Below are 19763 nucleotides of genomic sequence, written 5' to 3'. Positions count from 1 at the left end.
TCATCCTCCTGCGAACGGCGGGAGCACCTCGACCGTGCCGCCCTCGGCCAGCCGTACGGTCTCATGCCCGCGGGTCCCGACGGGGTCGCCGTCGACCAGGAAGGAGCATCGCTTGAGGACCCGGACGAGCTCTCCGGGGTGCCGCTCACGGGCGGCGTCCAGCGCTTCGGCGAGCGTCGCCGCCGCGTACGGCTCCTCGGCGACGCCCGCGGCCGCCTTGGCAGCGGCCCAGTAGCGAATGGTGCCGTTCACCATGCGACTCCCCTTTCAGTCGGCGGTTGCCGAGGTCCATGATGCCGTGGCCCACGCCGCGATCCGCCCCGCGAGCTCGTCCGAGGCCGCGTGCTCCGCGTGCCCCATGCCTTCCTCCAGCCACAGTTCGGCCCCTTCCGGCGCGGCGGCGGCCAGCATCCGGGGGTGGTCGACGGGGAAGTACGGATCGCGGGTGCCGTGCACGACGAGCAGCGGTGTCGCGCCGAACAGGGGGACGGATTCGACCGGCGAGAGGGGGACGGGGTCCCACTCGTGCGGGTGGATTCGGGTGCGCAGCCCGAAGCGGCCGACCACGCGCCCTGTGGGCCGCGTCACGACCCAGTGCAGCCGCCGCATCGGCGCCGTGCCCCGGTAGTACCAGCGTGCCGGGGCGCTGACCGCGACCACCGCGTCAGCCCGCGCTTCCGTGCGCCCCCGGTGCGACGCACCGTGACGGAGCACGACGGAACCCCCCATCGAGAACCCCACCGTCACGACGTGCGCGTGACCGAGCGACCGCGCCCACTCCACCGCCGCCGCCAGGTCGAGCACCTCGCGGTCACCGACCGTGGAGTGCCCGCCGGACGCACCGTGCCCCCGGAAGGAGAACGTGATCACGGCCGCACGCTGCGCGAAGACGCCCGCGATGCGGCGCACGTGGGGCCGCGCGAGGTCGCCGGTGAAGCCGTGCGCGAGCACGATCGCGACGCCGCCGTCACCCGCCGGGCGCCCCGGACCGGGGTCGTACGCCGCGTCGATGGCGACCCCGTCCCGTGTACGGAGCGTGGCGCGCCGTCGAACATGAGGCTGAGCGCGAGTGAGCGGCCGCACAGAAGATCGCGCCTTTTCACCTGCCGGACCGGAACTCATGTGAGCTATTGTGCTGGGCAGAGGATCCGGGCAACGCAGCCCCCGGGTCCTTTTGTGCTTTCAGGCGGCCCAGGGCGCGGGCCCCCGGAATCGCAGCAGCACCCGTACCAAAGCAGTGCCGTAAACGTCCTCGCAGGGACCGAGGAGGAACCGACGTTATGGGCGAGCGAAACGTGCACGACGAACGCAGGACTACCCGGGCAGGTGGGGCGCGATGAGCTCTCTGCTGCTCCTGACCAATGCCCTCCAGCCGTCGACGGAGGTGCTCCCCGCCCTCGGCCTGCTCCTTCACAACGTGCGCGTCGCCCCGGCGGAGGGGCCCGCTCTCGTCGACACCCCCGGTGCCGACGTCATCCTCATCGACGGGCGCCGCGACCTCCCCCAGGTGCGCAGCCTCTGCCAGCTGCTGCGCTCCACCGGGCCCGGCTGCCCGCTGGTCCTCGTGGTCACCGAGGGCGGCCTCGCGGCCGTCACCGCGGAGTGGGGCATCGACGACGTACTCCTCGACACGGCCGGGCCCGCCGAGGTCGAGGCGCGGCTGCGGCTCGCGATGGGCCGCCAGCAGATCACCTCCGACGACTCCCCCATGGAGATCCGCAACGGCGACCTCTCCGTGGACGAGGCGACGTACAGCGCGAAGCTGAAGGGCCGCGTCCTCGACCTGACCTTCAAGGAGTTCGAGCTCCTCAAGTACCTGGCGCAGCACCCGGGCCGGGTCTTCACGCGCGCCCAGCTGCTCCAGGAGGTCTGGGGCTACGACTACTTCGGCGGCACCCGCACGGTCGACGTCCACGTGCGGCGGCTGCGGGCGAAGCTCGGCGTCGAGCACGAGTCGCTCATCGGCACCGTCCGGAATGTCGGTTACCGCTTCGTGGTCCCGGAGAAGGTCGAGCGGGCGGCCGAGGAGGAGAAGGCGAAGGAGAAGGCGAAGGCGGCTTCGGAGGCGACTTCGGAGGAAGCTGCCGTACGGCCTGCCCAGCGGTAGTTCCATCCGCGTAGACTCCGCGCGTGGCCAAGGTGACTCGGGATGACGTGGCGCGACTGGCGGGTACTTCGACCGCGGTCGTCAGTTACGTCATCAACAACGGACCGCGGCCGGTCGCCCCGGCCACACGCGAACGCGTACTCGCCGCGATCAAGGAGCTGGGTTACCGCCCGGACCGGGTCGCGCAGGCCATGGCGTCCCGGCGCACGGACCTCATAGGCATGATCGTGCCGGACGCGCGCCAGCCGTTCTTCGCGGAGATGACGCACGCCGTCGAACAGGCGGCGTCCGAGCGCGGAAAGATGGTCCTCGTCGGCAACTCCGACTATGTCGAGGAGCGCGAGACCCACTATCTGCGCGCCTTCCTCGGCATGCGGGTCTCCGGCCTCATCCTCGTCAGCCACGGCCTGACCGATCAGGCCGCCGCCGAGATAGACGCGTGGGACGCGCGCGTGGTGCTGCTCCACGAGCGGCCCGAGGCCATCGACGACGTCGCGGTCGTCACGGACGACGTCGGCGGCGCGCAGCTCGCCACCCGGCATCTCCTCGAACACGGTCACGAGTACGTCGCCTGCCTCGGCGGCATGGCCGGGACCCCGACCGTCGGCGACCCCGTCTCCGACCACGTCGAGGGCTGGCGGCGCGCGATGCGGGAGGCCGGGCGGTCGGTGGAGGGACGCCTCTTCGAAGCCCCGTACAACCGCTACGACGCGTATCAGGTGGGCCTGGAGCTGCTCGCCGGGCCCGACCGGCCCACCGCCATCTTCTGCTCGACGGACGACCAGGCCATCGGTGTGCTGCGGGCCGCGCGCGAGCTGCGGATCGACGTGCCGGGGGAGCTGGCCGTCGCCGGCTTCGACGACGTCAAGGAGGCGGGCCTCACCGACCCGCCGCTGACGACCGTGGCCTCCGACCGGCCCGCGATGGCCCGCGCCGCCGTGGACCTCGTCCTGGACGACGGCCTGCGCGTCGCCGGTTCCCGCCGGGAGCGCCTGAAGCTGTTCCCCTCGCGGCTGGTCGTACGTCAGTCCTGCGGCTGCCGGTAGCCGCTCCGGCCCGCCTTTATAAGGGGCATACGCACTTCTGCCGGGCTTCTCAGGACGTACTCAGGCAGCTCTCATGTACGCCCGTCAAGGTCGAAGACATGACCGAGACCTTCCGCCACAGCGGCGAGTACCCCCAGCAGCAGTCGTCAGCGCCTGTGCACCACGGCGGTACGCGGGGCGCCTTTCCGCCCCCGCCCGCCTACGCGCCGGAGGCACCCCACGGGCCCGCCCCGCGCCGGCGCAGGGCCAAGGGTCCCGTGGCCCTGCTCGCGGCCGTCGCCATCGCGGCGGCGGCCGTGGGCGGCGGCACCTCGTACGCCGTGCAGACGCTGACCGACCCGGGCAGTACCACCTCCGCGACCAGCACGGATGCCGTGCCGACCAGCAAGAAGGGCACCGTCTCCGGGGTCGCGGAGGCGGTCGGTCCCAGCATCGTGGAGATCAGCGCCACCACCGGCCAGGGCAAGTCGACGGGCTCCGGTGTGATCACCAGGAGCGACGGTGAGGTCATCACCAACAACCACGTGATCTCCGGGGCCACCTCGATCAAGGTGCGGACGAACGACGGCAAGACGTACGACGCCGAGGTCGTCGGCACCGACAGCAAGAAGGACCTCGCGCTCATCCAGCTGAAGGACGCCTCCGGGCTCAGGCCCGCGACGCTCGGCGACTCCGACGACGTCAAGGTCGGCGACGAGGTCGTCGCCATCGGCTCTCCCGAGGGCCTGACCGGCACCGTCACCAGCGGCATCGTCTCCGCCCTCGACCGGGACGTCACCGTCTCCACCGGCGAGGGCCAGGAACAGCCGCAGAGTCCGCAGGGCGGCTGGCCGTTCGAGTTCGGCGGGCAGGAGTTCAACGGCGACACCGGGTCGTCGAAGACCACGTACAAGGCGCTCCAGACCGACGCCTCGCTCAACCCCGGCAACTCCGGTGGCGCCCTCATCGACATGAACGGCGCCGTCGTCGGCATCAACTCCGCGATGTACTCGCCCAGTTCGTCGGCCCAGGGCGGCGGCGACTCGGCCTCGGGCAGCGTCGGCCTCGGCTTCGCCATCCCCGTCAACACCGTCAAGGACGACCTGGGCGAGCTGCGGTCGGGGTCCAAGACCTGACAGGCCCTGACGGCGGTTCGGAACGCGCCTCGCGTGCGAGGCTGATACCGGCCCGTTCCACCCCTTTCCCGAGGAAGTCCGAAGCCCATGAATCCCGCCGATGGCGACCGCACCGGTGACCGCGAGCAGCAGCGCGTCCTGATCGTGGACGACGAGCCCGCCGTGCGGGAGGCGCTACGCCGCAGTCTCGCCTTCGAGGGGTACGGCACCGAGGTCGCCGTCGACGGCGCCGACGCCCTGGAGAAGGCCGCGACGTACCGCCCCGACCTGGTCGTGCTCGACATCCAGATGCCCCGCATGGACGGCCTCACCGCCGCCCGCAGGCTCCGCGCCACCGGCTCCACCACACCGATCCTGATGCTGACCGCGCGGGACACGGTCGGCGACCGCGTCACGGGACTCGACGCGGGCGCCGACGACTACCTGGTCAAGCCCTTCGAGCTCGACGAGCTCTTCGCCCGCATCCGGGCCCTGCTCAGGCGCAGTTCGTACGCCGCCGGGGCGGGGCAGGCCGAGGAGGGCGACACCCTCGCCTTCGCCGACCTGCGGATGGATCTCGCGACGCGCGAGGTCACGCGGGGCGGGCGGACCGTCGAGCTGACCCGCACGGAGTTCACCCTCCTGGAGATGTTCCTCGCGCACCCCCGCCAGGTCCTGACCCGCGAACAGATCCTCAAGGCCGTCTGGGGCTTCGACTTCGAGCCGTCCTCCAACTCCCTGGATGTGTACGTGATGTACCTGCGCCGCAAGACGGAGGCGGCCGGCGAGCCGCGCCTGGTGCACACGGTGCGGGGCGTGGGGTATGTGCTGCGGGGCGGCGAGTGAGCGGCCCCGTACGGCGGTTCCGGAGGCTGCCGCTGCGCTCCCGGCTCGCGCTGCTGGTCGCCACGGCGGTGGCGGTCGCGGTGGCCATGGCGGCGGCGGTCTGCTGGTTCATGGTGCGGGACGCGCTGGTCGACTCCCTGGACGACTCGCTGAACCAGAGCCGCGTGACCGACAACTGGGACGCCTATGTGAACGGCATGATCGACGGGGCCGGCCGCTGCCGCCGCACGATCGTCGACCAGAACAACGCGTCACCGAACCTGCTCGACCAGACCGTGCAGGTGGTCGACCAGACCGGCGGCAGCTGTGTCGTCCTCGGCAAGCAGAGCCTCGACCTGAAGAAGGCGGACACCGAAGTCGCCCTCCGCGAGTCGCCGCCCACCTTCCACGACGCGACCGCGTCCGACGGCACCGAGTACCGCGTCCTCACCTTCCCGCTGGACGGCAGCCCGTACGCCGTCTCCCTGGCCCGCCCCCTCAGCGAGGTCCACGACACGCTCGACAACCTCACCCTGCTGCTCTCGGTGGTGGGCGGCGTCGGCATCCTCGGCGCGGGCGCGGCCGGCCTCTGGGTGGCCCGCACCGGGCTGCGCCCGGTGGACCGCCTCACCGAGGCCGTGGAGCACGTGGCCCGCACCGAGGACCTGGACCTTCGTATCCCCGTCGAGGGCGACGACGAGATCGCTCGCCTCTCGGAGTCCTTCAACTCCATGACCGCCTCGCTGGCCTCCTCCCGCGACCTCCAGCAGCAGCTGATCGCCGACGCGGGCCACGAGTTGCGCACCCCGCTGACTTCCTTGCGTACGAACATCGAACTGCTCGCCCGCAGCGAGGACACCGGCCGGGCCATCCCGCCCGACGACCGCAGGGCGCTGCTCGCCTCCGTCAAGGCGCAGATGACCGAACTGGCCGCGCTGATCGGGGACCTCCAGGAGCTGTCCCGGCCCGACGCGGGCCACGGCGGCGCCAAGGTCCAGGTCATCGCCCTGCACGACATCGTGGAAGCGGCCCTGGACCGGGCCCGGCTGCGCGGCCCCGAGCTGACCTTCACGGCGGATCTCAACCCCTGGTACGTCCGCGCGGAACCGGCCGCCCTGGAGCGCGCCGTGGTCAACCTCCTGGACAACGCGGTGAAGTTCGGCCCCCCGGGCTCGGCCATCGAGGTCGCCCTGCGGGAGGGCGAGCTGACGGTGCGCGACCACGGCCCGGGCATCCCCGCCGAGGAGCTCCCCCACGTCTTCGACCGCTTCTGGCGCTCGCCGTCGGCCCGCAGCCTGCCCGGTTCGGGCCTCGGCCTGTCGATCGTGGCCCGCACGGTACGCCAGTCGGGCGGCGAGGTGACGCTGTCCGCGGCGGACGGCGGCGGCACGGTCGCCTCGGTCCGGCTGCCGGGCGCGGCGACGCCGCCGCCCAGCGAACTGCCTTGAGCGAGCCGATGAACGCGACGCAGTTCGTACCGCCCCCGTCGCTGTACGTCGACTAGACATCCTCTCGCGAGACGCCACGTCTTGCCATGCGGGGAGCGGTGCGCTACGGTCGCATCAGCCAACGAGACGGACCGTCTCGCTCGTGGCGCTTCCGTACCCCGACCCAGAGGACCTCATTGTTCCCAGCAGCCCCCGTCCCCGCCCTCACCCAGCCCTCCCAGCTCACCCTCACCCATGTCACCAAGCGCTACGACGACCACGTGGTCCTCGACCGCGTCTCCCTCACCGTCCGCCCCGGTGAGCGAGCCGGTGTCATCGGCGACAACGGCTCGGGCAAGTCCACCCTGCTGCGGCTGATCGCCGGGCGGGAGGCGCCGGACAACGGCACGGTCACGGTCAGCGCGCCCGGTGGCACCGGGCACCTCGCCCAGACGCTCGACCTGCCGGACGCAGCGACCGTGGGTGAGGCGATCGACCTCGCCCTCGCCGAACTGCGTTCCCTGGAGCGGCAGATCCGGGACGCCGAGAACGAGTTGGACGGTGCCGACAGCGCCGCGTACGACCACTACGCCGACCTCGTCGCCGCCTTCGACACGCGCGGCGGGCACGACGCCGACCGGCGCGTCGAGGTCACGCTGCGCCACCTCGGCGAGCGGGCACCGCTGGACCGCGCGCGGCGGCTCGGCACGCTCTCCGGAGGACAGCGCTCCCGCCTGGCGCTCGCCGCGACCCTCGCGTCCGCTCCCGAGCTGCTGCTCCTCGACGAGCCGACGAACGACCTGGACGACGAGGCCGTGCGCTGGCTGGAGGAGCGGCTTCGCGCCCACCGCGGCACGGTCGTCGCCGTCACACACGACCGGGCCTTCCTGGACCGGGTCACCACGACGATCCTGGAGGTGGACGGCGACGAGCGCACCGTGCGGCGCTACGGCAACGGCTACGCCGGATACCTGACCGCCAAGGCGGCCGAACGCGCCCGCCACGAGCGGGAGTACGAGACGTGGCGCGCCGAGGTCGCCCGCCACTCCGCGCTCGCCGAGTCGAACATCGGGCTGCTCGCGGCGATCCCCCGCAAGGCGCCGAGCGCCTTCAGCGGCGCGGGCGCGTTCCGCGCGAGGTCGCGGGCGCACGGCGCCATGGGCCGCATCCGCAACGCCCGCGAACGGTTGCAGCGCCTCACCGACCATCCCGTCCCGCCTCCCCCGAGGCCGCTGCGTCTCACGGCAGGGATCCAGGGGGAGGCGGCCGGCGCGGCCGAGCTGACCGACGTACGAGTGGCGGGCCGCCTGAGCATCGAAGGGGCACTGCGGATCGGCGCCGGTGAGCGGGTGCTCGTCACCGGGCCCAACGGCGCGGGCAAGTCCACGCTGCTGGGGCTCCTCGCCGGGGAGGTGGCGCCCGACAGCGGTCACATCAGGCGCCCGGCGCGCGTCGGGTTCCTGCGGCAGGGCAACTCGCTGTGGCACGACGGCCGTTCGGCGCTGTCACTCTTCGGCGAGGAGCGGCGGGACGAGCTGCTGGGCCTCGGGCTCTTCCGGGAGGAGGACGTCACCCGGCCGGTGCGGGAGCTCTCCGTGGGCCAGCGGCGCCGCGTCGAACTGGCCCAACTGGTCTCCCGCCCCTTGGACCTGCTCCTCCTCGACGAGCCGACGAACCACCTGTCCCCCGGCCTGGTGGAGGACCTGGAGGCGGCGCTCGCGCACTTCCGGGGCACCCTGGTGATCGTCAGCCACGACCGGCGGCTGCGCTCACGCTTCCAGGGCGGGCGGCTCGCTCTGAGCGGCGGCCGGGTATCGGAATTGCCCCATGTTTCTGGACCCGAACTGCACCATACACCGGGGCAATCGGGCGCCTAGAGTCGTACTCACAAGGCCACGGGGGAACCCGGGACCACCGCCCGGAGCAGGGAGAACGACCATGAACGCCAACATCCTCAAGCCGGTTCTGACGCGCGCCGCCACCGCCGAGACCACCAGCGACCCGAGCAGCGTCATGACCCTGCTCGCCGACTCCGGCACCGACGGCAGCTCCGTCACCAGCTACCGCTCGACCTTCGCCCAGGGAGCCGTCGGCGCCCCCGCCCACTTCCACACCAAGGCCTCGGAGCTGTTCTTCGTCATCGGCGGCGCCCTCCAGGTGCTCGTCGACGACGAGGTGAAGGTGCTGGAGCAGGGCGACTTCCTGCTCGTGCCGCCGCACACCCCGCACGCCTTCGCCGCGGCCCCCGGCTCCGAGGCCGACGTCCTGTTCGTCTTCACGCCGGGCATGCCGCGCTTCGACTACCTGCGCCTCCTCGGCCGCGTGATGCGCGGCGAGGCGAGCCCGCAGGAGATCAAGGACTCCTCCGAGCAGTACGACAACCACTACGTGGACAGCCCGGCGTGGCGCGCCGCCCTCGAAGCGGCGGCCTAGGCCCGAAGCGGCTCAGCCGCCGAAGCCCAGCCCCGCCCCCGTCAGCCGTACTCGGATGCCCTCCTTCTCCACCGTCACGTCCTGGAGCGCCACCGTCCCGGGCCCCGGCAGCTTCGGCAGCTGGAAGGCGAGGGTGAGGCGGTCGGCCAGGGCGGGGCGGGTGAGCTGGGCCAGGCCCTTGAGGAGGGCGGGGTCCAGGCCGAGCCTCTTGAGCAGCTCGGGGTGGCCCATCGCCACGTCGATGAGGTTCAGGCCCATCACGTCGTTCACGAACCGCGGGGAGCCGGTGAGTTCGTTCAGCTTGGCGTCGCTCTTGAGTGCCTCGCGCACCACGGACTCGGGGACGCCGAGCCGCTTCACGATCGCGGGCACCGACAGCAGCGCCTTCGCCTTCGCCGTCTCCTTGGCCACGCGGTCGGCCGAGCTGCGCGACAGGTGCAGGCCCTCCTTCTCGCGCGTGCCGGGACGGTACGTCGCCAGATCGCCCAGTTGCAGGCTCATGCCGCCGATGTCGGTGGAGATGCCGCGCTCGCCGTTGCGCTGGATGCGGGCGTCGGCACGCACCTTCAGGTCGTGTCCCGCGACGGGCAGCGTGCCGCGCGCGAGGACCTCGTCACGGCCCCGGCCGGTGAACGTGACCTGGGAGGCGCCCAGTTCACGGTTGAGATCCTCGAAGGAGAGGAGTACTTCGCCGTTCATCGCGCCGATGCGGGCACCCTTGATGGACGTGGGGCCATCGCCGAGGATCGTGACGTCCGTGGCGGTCGCGGAGACCTTGGCCAGCGAGACGCGGTCGGCCGCGACGTCGGGGACGGTCACCTTCACCTTGTCCACGCGCTGGTCGAGAACCTGGGTGAGGAACGGGAACCCTTCGATGTCGACCTCGGGCGCCGCGCTCAGGTTCATCTGCTCCTTGAGCTTCTCCGCGGCCTCGTGCTCGGCGTAGAGCAGCGCCCAGCGGTCGCCGAGGGCGAGGAAGGCGGTGGCGACGAGGAGGGCGACCACGGCCTTCGCGGCGAGCGGCAGGCCCATGAAGCGGGCGCGGCCGCGGCCACGGCCCCGGCTTCGGCGGCGGCTGCCGCGGCGGTGGTCGGGCGGCGTCCAGGGAGCTTCGGCGTCATCCCGCTCGGGCTTCTCCTCGTGGAGGAACTCCTCCAGCGGGTTCGGCGCGAGGTCGGCCAGCTCGTCGTACGGATTGCGGTAGGGCTTGTCCGGAGGTGGTGGCGTGGTTATGCGGTGGGGGGAACGCATCAGATGATCTCACCATACGTTCACACCCCACCCCAAGCCTTACCTTCAGTAGGCGCCGAAGTGAGCGCTACTTCACGATCGTGATCCGGTCGGCCTTCGGCGGCGCGATCGGCTTGCCCGCCGAGGAGTTGGCGCTCAGATAGTCGTTGAACGCCTTCAGGTCGTCGGCGCCGACCAGCGGCTTCGCGCCCTTGCCCAGCTCCGGCAGGCCGTCGCCGCCGCCCGCGAGGAACGAGTTCAGCGCGACGCGGTAGGTGGCCGCCGGGTCGAGCGCCTTGCCGTTCAGCTTGATCGAGTCGGTGACGACCCGGTCCGCGCCCGTCTTCCTCATGTCCAGCGTGTACGTCAGTCCGTCCGACACCTGAAGGATCTTCGGGGACTGCTCGTTCGCCCCGCTGACCTGCTGCTTGAGCGCGGTGACCAGCTGGGCGCCGGTCAGGTCGACGAGGTTGACGGTGTTGCTGAAGGGCTGCACGGTGAACGCCTCGCCGTACGTGACGACGCCGTCCCCCTCACTGCCGCTCGCCTTGTGGACGAGGTCGGAGCGGATGCCGCCGGGGTTCATCAGCGCCAGATCGGCCTCGGGGTCGAGGGACTTGGCGTGGGCGAGCTGCGCGTCCGCGATGAGGTCGCCGAGCGGGGACTCCGGCACGCCGGCGCCGCGGCCGGGGATGTCCGCCGAGATGTAGCCGACGGGCCGGCCGGCGATCGGCGCGGCCAGCTTGTCCCAGCGGTTGATCAGCGAGGTCATGTCCGGCGCCTTGGCCTGCTCACGGCTGACGACGTGGTTCGCCGACTTCACGCTCGTACGGACGATGTCCTTGGTCCTGCGGTCGTACGTGAGCGTGGTGTCCGTGTAGAGCTTGCCGTAGGAGGACGCCGAGGTCACCATGCGGGGCTTGCCCGACGGGTCGGGGATCGTGCAGACGTACGCGGCGTGCGTGTGCCCGGTGACGAGCGCGTCGACCTTGGGCGTGATGCCCTTGGCGATGTCGGTGATGGGCCCGGAGATGCCGTCGCCCGCGCCCGGCGAGTCGCAGTCGTAGTTGTACGTCTGGCTCGCGGGGGCGCCGCCCTCGTGGATGAGCGTGACGATGGACTTCACGCCCTGCTTGTCGAGGATCTTCGCGTACTTGTTGACGGTCTCGATCTCGTCGTGGAACTTCAGGCCCTTGATGCCCTCGGCCGAGACGATGTCCGGGGTGCCTTCGAGCGTGACGCCGATGAAGCCGACCTTCACGCCCTTGTGCTTCCACACCCAGTAGGGCTTGAGGATGGGCTTACCGGTCTTCTCGTCCGTGACGTTCGCGGCGAGGTAGGGGTAGTCGGCGCCCTCGAACTTCTTGGGCCTGCCCTTCTCGTCCTTCTCGAAACAGCCGTCCTTGGGGTGGCAGCCGCCGTTCTGGATGCGGGCCAATTCCTTGGCGCCCTCGTCGAACTCGTGGTTGCCGACGCTCGTGACGTCCAGGTCCAGCTTGTTCATCGCCTGGATCGTGGGCTCGTCGTGGAAGAGGCCGGAGAGCAGCGGGCTGGCGCCGATCAGGTCACCGGCGGCGGCCGTGACGCTGTAGGGGTGCGCCTTGCGGGCGGTGCGCAGCGACGTGGCGAGGTACTCGACACCACCGGCGTCGATCTTCTTCTCGGTCCCGTCATGCTGCTTCTCCGTCACCTGGCCGGAGGAGCCGGCGGGCGGCTGGAGGTTCCCGTGGAAGTCGTTGAACGACAGCAGCTGCACGTCGACCGTGCGCTTCCCGCCGTCCTTGCCCCCGCCCGCTCCGTCCTGCCCCGCACTGGCGGGAAGGGCCGCGGCCAGCGCGCCGAGGGTGGCGAGCGAGGCTGCCGCGGCGAGCACGCGCGTGGCACGGCGTCCGGGTCTGCGTGGCTGGGGTGTGGTTGACACGTGTCCCCCTGAGGGTGATGTGAGACGACGACTGGGAGGCGGTACCGCCGTGCGCAGCCTAGAGTCAACGCGCGTAGCGCAACAGGGGGTTACGGGTTACGAGGCGGTTGCCATCGGGAGCGATACGGGCACATCCCCCATGTCACGACCTGTACCCGGCCGTCCGCGCGCCCCGCCGCCGTACCCTCGACCCATGACTGACGACCGGCCCGCCGAGGCTCCCGCCACCCTCCGGAAGATCGACACCCTCACCGCACTGACATCGGCACAGGCCGACGCCGTGCTCGGGCTGCTCGCCGAGGCCGCCCGCGCCGACGGACAGCAGGCGGTCTCCGAGCAGGGGCGGCTCCAGCTCCGCGGCGGCGAGCGGGAGGGCGTACGGCATCTGCTGCTCAGCGTCGACCACCGGCTCATCGGGTACGCGCAGCTGGAGGACACCGACCCCGTGGAGGCCCCCGCCGCCGAGCTGGTCGTGCACCCCTCGCACCGGGGGCGCGGCCACGGCCGGGCGCTCGGCACCGCGCTGCTCGGCGAGTCCGGGCGGCGCCTTCGCGTGTGGGCGCACGGCGGGCACTCCGCCGCCCGGCACCTGGCGCAGGTGCTCGGCCTGGCCCTCTTCCGCGAACTGCGGCAGATGCGGCGCCCCTTGGCGGATCTGAACCTCCCCGAGCCGGTGCTGCCGCCCGGCGTCACCATCCGTACCTTCGTGCCCGGCCAGGACGACGCGGCCTGGCTCGCGGTGAACGCCGAGGCCTTCGCGCACCACCCCGAGCAGGGCGCCCTGACCCAGCGCGACCTGGACGACCGCAAGGCCGAGCCGTGGTTCGACCCGGCGGGGTTCTTCCTCGCCGAGCGCGAGAGCGACGGCGAGCTGGTCGGCTTCCACTGGACGAAGGTGCACGCCGAGGAGCGCCTCGGTGAGGTGTACGTCGTGGGCGTGCGCCCCGGCGCCCAGGGCGGCGGCCTTGGCAAGGCCCTGACCACGACGGGCCTGCGCCACCTCGCGGCAGCCGGCCTGCCGACCGCGATGCTGTACGTGGACGCGGACAACAAGGCGGCCGTGAGCGTCTACGAGCGGCTCGGTTTCGTGACGTACGAGACGGACCTGATGTACCGCACGGAGACGTGACCAGCGGCTTTCCCTGACTTCAGGGCCTGTTGGGGGCGGCGTCGCTTGACGCCGCCCCTCTTTTGCACCACCCTTTCACTACTCAATTAGTGAAAGGGTGGTGCAAGGCAGTGGTCGAATACCGCATCGACCGGCGCAGCGGCGTCGCCACCTACCTCCAGATCGTCCAGCAGACCCGGCAGGCCCTGCGCCTAGGCCTGTTGGAGCCCGGCGACAAGCTGCCCACGGCCCGCGAGGTCGTCGAGGCCACCGCCATCAACCCGAACACGGTGCTCAAGGCCTACCGCGAGCTGGAGCGCGAGGGGCTCGTCGAGGCGCGCCGCGGCCTCGGCACCTTCGTGCGCAAGTCGCTGGGCAGCGCGCCGGCCGACTCACCGCTGCGGGGGGAACTCGCCGAGTGGACCGCGCGGGCGCGGGCGGCGGGGCTGGAGAAGGACGACGTGGCGGCGCTCTTCGGCGCCGTACTCGAAGAGCAGTTCGCACCGGTGGAGACGCACACCACATCGACACAGGGGGACCCCGCATGACCGACACCGCCATCGAGGCGCATGCCCTGACCAAACGCTTCGGCCGCCGACAGGCCCTGCGCGACTGCTCGTTCCGCCTCCCGGCCGGACGCGTCTGCGCGGTCGTCGGGCCCAACGGCGCCGGCAAGTCCACGCTGCTCTCCCTGATGGCCGGCCTCGACCGGCCCGGCGGCGGCACGCTGACCGTGCTCGGCACCAGCCCCGCCGAGGCCCGCGCCCGCGTGGCGTACGTCGCCCAGGACAAGCCGCTCCACCCTCGGCTGACCATCGCCGACACGCTGCGGCTCGGCGCCGAACTCAACCCGGGCCGCTGGGACATGGCCGTCGCCGAGCGTGTCCTGGCCCCGGGTGCCCTCGATCCGGGCACCCGCGTCCGCACGCTCTCCGGCGGCCAGCGCACCCGCGTCGCCCTCGCCCTCGCACTCGGCAAGCGCGCCGAACTGCTGCTCCTGGACGAGCCGATGGCCGACCTCGATCCCCTGGCCCGCCACCAGCTGATGGGCACGCTCATGGCGGAGGCCGCCGAGCACGGCACCACCGTCGTCATGTCCTCGCACATCGTCGGCGAACTGGCCGAGGCGTGCGATCACTTGCTCCTCGTCTCCGACGGGCGGGTCCGGCTCGGCGGCGGCATCGACGACCTCGTTGCCGCGCACGCCCTGGTGACGGGCGCGCGTCCGGCCGCCGACCTCGCCCCGCACACCGTCATCGAGTCCCGCGCCACCGGGCGCGGCGTGACCGCCCTGATCCGCCCCGAGGGCCCGCTCGGCGGCGGCTGGGACGTCGAAGAACCTTCCCTGGAGGAACTGTTGCTCGCCCATCTCCGGTCCCCGGACGCACCACCCCTGCTGACCCCGGGCACGGCCGCCACGTCCCGGGCGGGGGTGACGGCGTGACCACGCTGACGACGGTGCCCACCAAGCCGGAGGGCCGCCGCGCCGCCTTCGCCCTGCCGGGCCCGTACCGCGCGGTCCTGCTCCAGCACCGGACCGCCCTGTGGATCGCGCTCGGGCTCTTTGCGCTCGGCGCGGCGGCACTGACCGCCGACCGCCTGTGGGTCGCGCACGCGGCCGATGTTTTCGCGGCGTCCGACTGCTCGATCCGGCACACCACAACCGGGTGCGGCGGCCCGGTCCGCGGCTACCTCGACGCCGAGATGCAGTTCGGCAGGAACCTCGGTTACATGGGGATGGCAATCCTGGCTCTGCCCTGCCTGATCGGCGCGTTCGTCGCGGGCCCGCTCATCGCGCGAGACCTGGAGACGGGCACATACAAGCTGGCCTGGACACAGTCGTTCTCCCCGGCCAGATGGCTCGCCGCCCGGCTCGCCGTGTGCACCGCGGTCGTGATCACCGGCATCGGCCTCCTCACCGCTGTGCAGCGCTGGGCATGGACCAGCGGCCCGGAACTCGAGTACGACAGGGCGCCCTGGTACGAGCGCGCGATATACGGCTCAGTCGGCCCGGTCGCCCTCGGGTACGCCCTGTTCGGCCTCGCCGTGGGAGCGCTCGCCGGAATCCTGCTGCGCCGCACGCTGCCCGCGATGTCGGGCGCCTTGGCCGTCATGGTGACCGCGGTCGCCGTACTGCCCCTAGCCCGGCCCCACCTGTGGGCCACCGAGTCGGTCACCTGGTCACGCACCTATCCCCCTGCCACGCCCAGTTCCGGATACCCGGTGGAACGGGGCATGCTCACCTCCGATGGGAGTCGACTGCCGGAGTCTCTGTGCTGGGACCCGGTGCGGGACTCCGACCCGTGCTTCGCCGAGCACCAAGTCGTCGGCTGGTACAACGACTTCCATCCCTCGTCGCACTTCTGGCCGCTCCAGCTCATGGAGACCGGCATCCTGCTCGCCCTGGCCGCCGCCGCCACGTACGCCGCCTTCCGCCTCCTGCGCCGCCGGACGGCCTGAACCGTACGATCGCCGGAGGCCCCCACCGAGAAGACGCCCGGGGGTCTCCGGTCGATGTCCCGCACGTCATGTCGCCGTAACCACTGCTTCAGACAAGCTTGCGAAGCTCGCTCAATGCAGCCCGCCGCGCCCGACCCGCACCCGGAGAACGGGAAGCGTCACCTCGCTCCCGCGCTCTCCGACGCGCCCATCGGCGTATCCACGCGGAAGAATGGCTTCATGAGCCAGCCGAACACGCAGGGACAGGTCCAGCACGCCCAGCCTTCCGTCGGTTCCATCGCCGCGCACAGGCCGCACACCATCGCCGCCACCATCTCCGACCTCGCCCCCGACCTCGACGCCGACCTCGACGCGTACGACGAGGACGCCCAGGTCGGGCACGACGGTGTCGAGCTGCCGCAGGGGCGGTTCCTGGACCGGGAGCGCAGCTGGCTCGCGTTCAACGAACGAGTGCTTGAACTCGCCGAGGATCCACAGACCCCCCTCCTCGAACGGGCGAACTTCCTCGCGATCTTCGCCTCGAACCTGGACGAGTTCTTCATGGTCCGCGTGGCCGGCCTCAAGCGCCGCATCGCGACCGGCGTCGCCACCCGCTCCGCCTCCGGCCTCCAGCCCCGCGAGGTCCTCGAACTCATCTGGAACCGCTCCCGCGAGCTCATGGCCCGGCACGCCGCCTGCTACCACGACGACGTCGCCCCCGGCCTCGCCGACGAGGGCATCCAGCTGGTGCGCTGGCACGAGCTGACCGAGAAGGAGCAGTCCCGGCTCTTCACGCTCTTCCGCCAGCAGATCTTCCCCGTCCTCACCCCGCTGGCCGTGGACCCCGCACACCCCTTCCCGTATATCTCGGGGCTCTCGCTCAACCTCGCCGTGGTCGTGCGCAACCCGGTCTCCGGCCACCAGCACTTCGCACGCGTGAAGGTCCCGCCGCTGCTCTCCCGCTTCCTTGAGGCCTCCCCTCAGCGGTACGTCCCCATAGAGGACGTCATCGCCGCTCCCGCGCACCTCCAGGAGCTGTTCCCGGGCATGGAGATCCAGGAGCACCACATGTTCCGGCTCACCAGGAACGAGGACCTGGAGGTCGAGGAGGACGACGCCGAGAACCTCCTCCAGGCCCTGGAGAAGGAGCTGATGCGGCGCCGCTTCGGGCCCCCGGTGCGCCTGGAGGTCGAGGAGACCATCGCCCCGAACGTGCTGAGCCTGCTGGTGCGCGAGCTGAAGATCAGCGAGGCCGAGGTCTATCCGCTGCCGGGCCCGCTCGACCTCACCGGCCTCTTCAGCATCGCCAAGCTGGACCGGCCCGAGCTGAAGTACCCCAAGTTCGTGGCGGGCACCCACCGCGACCTCGCCGAGGTCGAGTCGGCGTCCGCGCCGGACATCTTCGCCGCCCTTCGCGAACGCGACGTACTCCTGCACCACCCCTACGACTCGTTCTCCACCTCCGTGCAGGCGTTCCTGGAGCAGGCGGCGGCCGACCCGGACGTCCTCGCGATCAAGCAGACGCTGTACCGCACCTCGGGCGACTCCCCCATAGTCGACGCCCTGATCGACGCCGCGGAGTCCGGCAAGCAGGTCCTCGTCCTCGTCGAGATCAAGGCCCGCTTCGACGAGCAGGCCAACATCAAGTGGGCGCGGAAGCTGGAGGAGGCGGGCTGCCATGTCGTCTACGGCATCGTCGGCCTGAAGACCCACTGCAAGCTCTCCCTCGTCGTACGCCAGGAGGGCGAGACCCTGGTCCGCTACTCGCACGTGGGCACCGGCAACTACCACCCCAAGACCGCCCGCCTGTACGAGGACCTCGGCCTGCTCACCTCCAACGCGGAGGTCGGCGCGGACCTCTCCGACCTCTTCAACCGCCTCTCCGGCTACTCGCGGCGCGAGACCTTCCGCAGGCTCCTCGTCGCCCCCAGGTCCCTGCGCGACGGACTCGTCTCGCGCATCGACAAGGAGATACAGCACCACCGCGCGGGCCGCCCCGCCTACGTCCGCATCAAGGTCAACTCGATGGTCGACGAGGCGGTCATCGACTCCCTCTACCGCGCCTCGCAGGCGGGTGTCGACGTGGACGTGTGGGTGCGCGGCATCTGCGCGGTGCGCCCGGGCGTCGCGGGCCTGTCGGAGAACATCCGCGTACGTTCCGTCCTCGGCCGCTTCCTTGAGCACTCCCGCGTCTTCGCCTTCGGCAACGGCGGCGAACCGGAGGTATGGATAGGCAGCGCCGACATGATGCACCGCAATCTCGACCGCCGTATCGAGGCGCTGGTCAGGGTCCAGGACCCGGCGCACCGTACGGCCCTCAGCCGGCTCCTGGAGACCGGCATGTCGGACACCACCGCCTCCTGGCACCTGGGCGCGGACGGAAACTGGACCCGCCACTCGGTGGACCAGGACGGCCAGCCCCTGCGCAACGTCCAGGAGATGCTCATAGACGCCCGGAGGCGCCGGCGTGGCACAGCAACACCATGAGATGACGGGTACGGGTATGGGAGCGGGCGCGGCCCACGAGGCACTGGCGGCCCACCTCCAGGACCAGGCCACGGATTTCCTCCGCTCGCTGCGGCTGCACCGCGAGTCCACGACGGACGCGCAGGGCGCCGAGGAGTCCCTGGCGGCGGCCCGCTCCCTGCGCCGCGCGGCCCGCCGCATCGGCGCGGCCCTGCACACCTTCCGCCCGCTCCTGGACCCCCAGTGGTCGGCGGCCCTGCGACCGGAGCTGGCCTGGCTCTCGGGCACGCTGGGCCAGGAGCACGCGTACGCGACCCGCCTGGAACGCCTCCTGGAGGCGCTGCACCGCCTCTCGGGGCCGCCCCAGGTGCCGGTCCCCGCCGCTCCCGTCACTTCAGTCGCTTCCGCCGCTCCCGTCACGGTCACACGTACCGCGCCGGGACGGCCCCGGCCGGCGTCCGCCGACGACAGAGGCGGCGCCCAGCGCGGCCTCACGGTGGGCGCGGCCAAGGCCGCCGCCCTGCTGGAGCGGCAGCTGACCCTGGCCCGCACCCGCGCCCACTCCACCGCCCTCCAGGCCCTCGGCTCCTCCCGCTTCCACGCGGTGGCGGACAGCGTGGCGGTGCTGGCCAGCGAGGTCCCCTTCAGCGGCGCCACGGACGACCTGGAGCAGCTGGCGGCCAGGGCGGAGTCCGACCTCGCCGAAGCCGTGGAGGCCCTGCCGCTGGGCCGGGCGGGCCACCCGTACAACGCCGAGGCCCTCGCGCACGGCCTGCACTCCGCGGAGTCCGCGCCCGACGCCCAGGACGCCCCGTGGCTGAAGGTCCGCTCCCTGCTGCGCCTGTACCGCTACGCCCACGAGGTCATCCAGGGCCCCGCCTCCCTGGAGCCCCGGGTCCTGGACGCGAGCCACGCCCTGAACGTCCACCGGGAGGCCGCGGCCGCCGCGTCGGCCGCGGCGCAGGCGGCCCGCACCCCGCGCATCGCCCCGGCCACGGCGTACGCCCTCGGCGTACTCCACGCCGACCAGCGCCATGAGGTGGAAGCGGCGCGCTTCGCCTTCCAGCGCGCCTGGCAGCACGAGACGGTGAGTGCGGGATGACGTACGGCGACGGCGTCGGCGACGAGGAAGGGGGCGGCGACACCGTCCTCGCCGCCGGCTGCGTCCTGTGGCGCCGCTCCCCGGCCGACGGGGCGCCGGAGATCTGCCTCGTCCACCGCCCCAAGTACGACGACTGGTCACACCCCAAGGGCAAGCTGAAGCCGGGAGAAGGCGTTCTGGCCGCCGCCCTGCGGGAGGTCGAGGAGGAGACGGGCCACCGCTGCGTGCCGGGCGCCCGGCTGCCCACCGTCCGCTATCTCGCGCACGGCCGCCCCAAGCGCGTCGACTACTGGGCCGCCGAGGCCACCACCGGTCACTTCACGCCCCATCGCGAGGTCGACCGCATCAGCTGGCTCTCCCCCGCCGCGGCCCGCGGACGGCTCACCCGCCCGCGTGACCGCGACTTGGTCGACGCCCTGCTCAGCACGCTTAACTTGGCGTAACCTCGCGCATACTCTCCGTGGTGACGGGGCTAACCAGGCCGACCGCCGAGGTTCACCCGCCGTTCACTCCTGCCCATCAGCCGCTTCACCTGTCCTGCCTAATTTCGGCCTTACAGACAGAC

18 protein-coding genes are annotated in these 19763 nt (G+C 71.8%); 14 read left to right on the top strand and 4 right to left on the bottom strand.

The annotated features are described in order from the left end of the window. Entirely contained in the window at positions 1-255 is a 255-nt protein-coding gene (locus tag ACF062_RS29785) for a MoaD/ThiS family protein (RefSeq protein WP_223775445.1), read from the bottom strand. 12 nt (positions 256-267) lie between these two features. Next, a complete protein-coding gene (locus tag ACF062_RS29780) occupies positions 268-1122 on the bottom strand; it encodes an alpha/beta hydrolase (protein WP_392142748.1) in 855 nt (284 codons plus the stop codon). Positions 1123-1336: 214 nt separating this feature from the next. Between ACF062_RS29780 and ACF062_RS29775 the strand changes: the two genes are divergently transcribed. From ACF062_RS29775 to ACF062_RS29745, 7 genes are all read left to right on the top strand, one after another. Then, a complete protein-coding gene (locus ACF062_RS29775; protein ID WP_392142747.1) occupies positions 1337-2107 on the top strand; it encodes a response regulator transcription factor in 771 nt (256 codons plus the stop codon). A 23-nt stretch (positions 2108-2130) separates the two neighbouring features. Next, on the top strand, positions 2131-3153 hold the full coding sequence (locus tag ACF062_RS29770) for a LacI family DNA-binding transcriptional regulator (protein ID WP_320590568.1): 1023 nt from the start codon (positions 2131-2133) through the stop codon (positions 3151-3153). A 98-nt stretch (positions 3154-3251) separates the two neighbouring features. Continuing rightward, the gene (locus ACF062_RS29765; protein ID WP_392142746.1) at positions 3252-4268 is read left to right on the top strand and encodes a S1C family serine protease; all 1017 of its coding nucleotides are present in this window, start codon (positions 3252-3254) and stop codon (positions 4266-4268) included. Positions 4269-4355: 87 nt separating this feature from the next. Continuing rightward, on the top strand, positions 4356-5093 hold the full coding sequence (locus ACF062_RS29760) for a response regulator transcription factor (RefSeq protein ID WP_392142745.1): 738 nt from the start codon (positions 4356-4358) through the stop codon (positions 5091-5093). After that, positions 5090-6520: an ATP-binding protein gene (locus ACF062_RS29755; protein ID WP_392142744.1), complete on the top strand. Its 1431-nt coding sequence runs from the start codon at positions 5090-5092 to the stop codon at positions 6518-6520. The genes ACF062_RS29760 and ACF062_RS29755 overlap by 4 nt, the downstream gene beginning before the upstream one ends. Positions 6521-6696: 176 nt before the next feature. Next, positions 6697-8376 carry a ribosomal protection-like ABC-F family protein gene (abc-f, locus tag ACF062_RS29750; protein WP_392142743.1) on the top strand — a complete coding sequence of 560 codons (1680 nt, stop codon included), beginning with the start codon at positions 6697-6699 and terminating at the stop codon, positions 8374-8376. 61 nt (positions 8377-8437) lie between these two features. Continuing rightward, positions 8438-8932: a cupin domain-containing protein gene (locus tag ACF062_RS29745; RefSeq protein ID WP_392142742.1), complete on the top strand. Its 495-nt coding sequence runs from the start codon at positions 8438-8440 to the stop codon at positions 8930-8932. Between the two features lie 12 nt (positions 8933-8944). Here ACF062_RS29745 and ACF062_RS29740 read toward each other — a convergent pair whose 3' ends face one another. Further along, positions 8945-10183 (bottom strand): DUF2993 domain-containing protein, encoded by a 1239-nt coding sequence (locus ACF062_RS29740; protein WP_392142741.1) that lies wholly within the window; start codon positions 10181-10183, stop codon positions 8945-8947. 67 nt (positions 10184-10250) lie between these two features. Continuing rightward, entirely contained in the window at positions 10251-12083 is a 1833-nt protein-coding gene (locus tag ACF062_RS29735) for a bifunctional metallophosphatase/5'-nucleotidase (protein ID WP_392142740.1), read from the bottom strand. A gap of 193 nt (positions 12084-12276) precedes the next feature. On the opposite strand from ACF062_RS29735, the gene mshD reads away from it, so the two are divergent. The 7 genes from mshD to ACF062_RS29700 all read left to right on the top strand — a co-directional run bounded on the left by mshD (position 12277) and on the right by ACF062_RS29700 (position 19641). Continuing rightward, positions 12277-13212 carry a mycothiol synthase gene (gene mshD / locus ACF062_RS29730; protein WP_392142739.1) on the top strand — a complete coding sequence of 312 codons (936 nt, stop codon included), beginning with the start codon at positions 12277-12279 and terminating at the stop codon, positions 13210-13212. A 110-nt stretch (positions 13213-13322) separates the two neighbouring features. Continuing rightward, the gene (locus tag ACF062_RS29725) at positions 13323-13739 is read left to right on the top strand and encodes a GntR family transcriptional regulator (protein ID WP_359778913.1); all 417 of its coding nucleotides are present in this window, start codon (positions 13323-13325) and stop codon (positions 13737-13739) included. Next, entirely contained in the window at positions 13736-14635 is a 900-nt protein-coding gene (locus tag ACF062_RS29720; RefSeq protein WP_392142738.1) for an ABC transporter ATP-binding protein, read from the top strand. The genes ACF062_RS29725 and ACF062_RS29720 overlap by 4 nt, the downstream gene beginning before the upstream one ends. Next, positions 14632-15651 carry a hypothetical protein gene (locus ACF062_RS29715; RefSeq protein ID WP_392142737.1) on the top strand — a complete coding sequence of 340 codons (1020 nt, stop codon included), beginning with the start codon at positions 14632-14634 and terminating at the stop codon, positions 15649-15651. Before ACF062_RS29720 ends, ACF062_RS29715 begins: the two co-directional genes overlap by 4 nt. A 114-nt stretch (positions 15652-15765) precedes the next feature. Then, positions 15766-18117, top strand: coding sequence for an RNA degradosome polyphosphate kinase (locus tag ACF062_RS29710; protein ID WP_392142736.1), 2352 nt, complete (start codon positions 15766-15768; stop codon positions 18115-18117). Next, the gene (locus tag ACF062_RS29705) at positions 18098-19198 is read left to right on the top strand and encodes a CHAD domain-containing protein (protein WP_392142735.1); all 1101 of its coding nucleotides are present in this window, start codon (positions 18098-18100) and stop codon (positions 19196-19198) included. The genes ACF062_RS29710 and ACF062_RS29705 overlap by 20 nt, the downstream gene beginning before the upstream one ends. Continuing rightward, complete coding sequence (locus ACF062_RS29700) at positions 19195-19641, top strand: NUDIX hydrolase (protein ID WP_392142734.1); 447 nt, start codon at positions 19195-19197, stop codon at positions 19639-19641. The genes ACF062_RS29705 and ACF062_RS29700 overlap by 4 nt, the downstream gene beginning before the upstream one ends. Positions 19642-19763 lie beyond the last annotated feature (122 nt).

Origin of the sequence: Streptomyces sp. NPDC015345 (assembly GCF_043078805.1) — a bacterium.
Lineage (GTDB): Bacteria > Actinomycetota > Actinomycetes > Streptomycetales > Streptomycetaceae > Streptomyces.
The sequence above is the reverse complement of the archived record's forward strand: the minus strand, read 5'-3'. Positions and strand labels throughout refer to the sequence as shown.